Below are 2,248 nucleotides of genomic sequence, written 5' to 3'. Positions count from 1 at the left end.
CGTGCCCGAGCGAAGGCTGCGATTTTATGTGAGCCCTAAAATAAGATTTTAGTGGTGAGCATAGGAGCAGCCCGTTTACCTTGAAGCAAACGAAGGTGAGTGAAACGAAGCAAGTTTGTGGTTTGTTAAAATAGTTAAAATAGTTGAGTAGTTGAGTGGTTAGGTAGAAGGTTGAAGGTAGAAGGGAGAAGGTGGTAAGGAGATAAGGTGATAAGGTGGTAAGGTGGTAAGATGGCTCAATTCCTAATTCCTAATTCCTAATTCCTTAATTTTCATTTCTTATAATTAAACTTTTTGGAAGGTTAAATTTTTCAATTATCTCTTTTTCTTTCTCTCTCATTTCCCCTTTGTCTGTTTCATGATCATATCCAAGCAGATGCAACAATCCATGAATAAAAAGCAGGGCTAACTCTTCAAGTGGTGTATGACCATATTTTTGTGCAGCTTCTAAAACCTTATCCAATGAAATAACTATAATGCCGAGCATACTACCTGGAGTATCTTCTAAAGGAAAGCTCAAAACATCCGTAGCTTTATCAACTCCCCTAAACTCTTTATTTAATTTTCTTATCTCTTCATCGTCGGTTAATATTAGCTCAATATCTTTTTGTGTTAGAAAATCGGCTATATTTTCAAGGAGTTTTATATCAAATTGATAATCTGTTCTATTGTCAAATTCAATCATTTTTTAACCTTTTTTTATTAATTTTATCAAAAATATCTTAATAATCTTCCTATTTAAGAGAGTTTAATTTTTAAAATTATAAAATAACCAGTATATCATAATTTTTTAAAAGGGATATAGATGAATATTTTTAAAAATTTAACGATAAAAACAAAACTAATAATTTTAGTTTTCGTATCGGTTTTTAGCACTGCGATACTTTCATATATATTGATAAGTAAAAATTATGAAGATTATCGTCTGAATAGGCAACTTGAAAAAAGTATAAAATTTGCCGTTAAAATTTCAAATTTAGTCCATGAGTTACAAAAAGAAAGAGGTAGGACAGCTGGTTTTTTAGGAAGCGGTGGAAAGAAATTTTCGGCTGAAATAAAAGAACAAAGAGATTTAACTAACAAAAGAAGAGATGATCTTGAAAAGTTTTTGAAATCAAAAGATTTTAAAGATATTGATAATAGTATTAAAAATAGATTTAAAAAAGCATACTCTCTTTTAAAAGTTCTTGATAAAGTTAGAAATAAAATAGATAAATTTGCTATTAATACAAAAGACGCTATAGGATATTATACGAAAATGAACTCTCTTTTTTTAGACACGATTGCTTTGATATCAAAAAATGCCCATAACGAAAAACTTGCAAAAGAGCTTATAGCTTATACGAACTTTTTATTATCAAAAGAGAGAGCCGGTATTGAGAGGGCAGTATTGTCCAATACTTTTGCAAGAGATCAATTTCTTCCAGGTTTTTTTGTTAAATTTATAACTTTAATAAGCGAACAAAAAGCTTTTTTAAAATCTTTTGAAGTGGCGGCGCCAAGAGATTTTATAACTTTTTATCAAGAAAAATTAAAGGGTGAAGTTATCCAAGAAGTAAAAAGAATGGAAAATATCGCTATTAAAAAAGCAAATATAGGAGGCTTTGGAATAGATCCAGGTTATTGGTTTAAAAAGATTACTCAAAAAATAAATCTTTTAAAAGATGTTGAAGATTATATCTCAAAAAAACTGATCTCAAATATAAACAGTGAAATTTTAAAAGAAAAAAAGGTCCTTTTGATAAACAGTATATACTCATTTTTAGTTATAGCTTTAACGCTTTTCTTAGGATATATAATCGCTAATAGATCCGTAAACGTTCCAATTTCTAGAATCAAGTCTATTTTAGAAGATGTAGCGAAAAATAAAGATTTTACAAAAAAAATCGATATAGAGTCAAAAGATGAAATAGGTTTGATCGCATCAAGTATAAACGAGGTCTTAAGCTCGGCAAAAGATGCGATAAATCAAGCAAAAATAGCTGCTCAAGAGGATGCATCAATTGCCGCAGAACTTAGTTCTACGGCTATGGAGATAGGAAAAAGAGCCGAAGAAGAAGCAACTATCGTATCCAATACTACAAGTAAGGCAAACGCTACAAAATCCCCTTTAGAGATCTCAGTTAGAAGTCTTGATGAATCAAGCAAAGAGATAACAAAAGCAAACGAGAGACTTGATCTTGCCAAGAAAACTATAATGGATTTTATAGAAGTTGTAAACAAAAGTGCCCAAAATGAGGAAAAGATA

Annotated in this window: 2 protein-coding genes; one reads left to right on the top strand and one right to left on the bottom strand. The window is 30.3% G+C overall.

From position 1 onward, the window contains the following. Positions 1–265: 265 nt before the first annotated feature. Positions 266–685 (bottom strand): rRNA maturation RNase YbeY, encoded by a 420-nt coding sequence (gene ybeY / locus AC30RD_RS08540; protein WP_489494078.1) that lies wholly within the window; start codon positions 683–685, stop codon positions 266–268. Positions 686–805: 120 nt separating this feature from the next. Between ybeY and AC30RD_RS08535 the strand changes: the two genes are divergently transcribed. Beyond that, positions 806–2,248 (top strand): nitrate- and nitrite sensing domain-containing protein (locus tag AC30RD_RS08535; protein WP_489494076.1); only part of this gene is annotated, 1,443 nt, incomplete at its 3' end.

It is taken from the genome of Nitrosophilus sp. (assembly GCF_982775275.1).
Note: the sequence above shows the minus strand (reverse complement) of the source record. Positions and strands in the feature narration are given on the sequence as shown.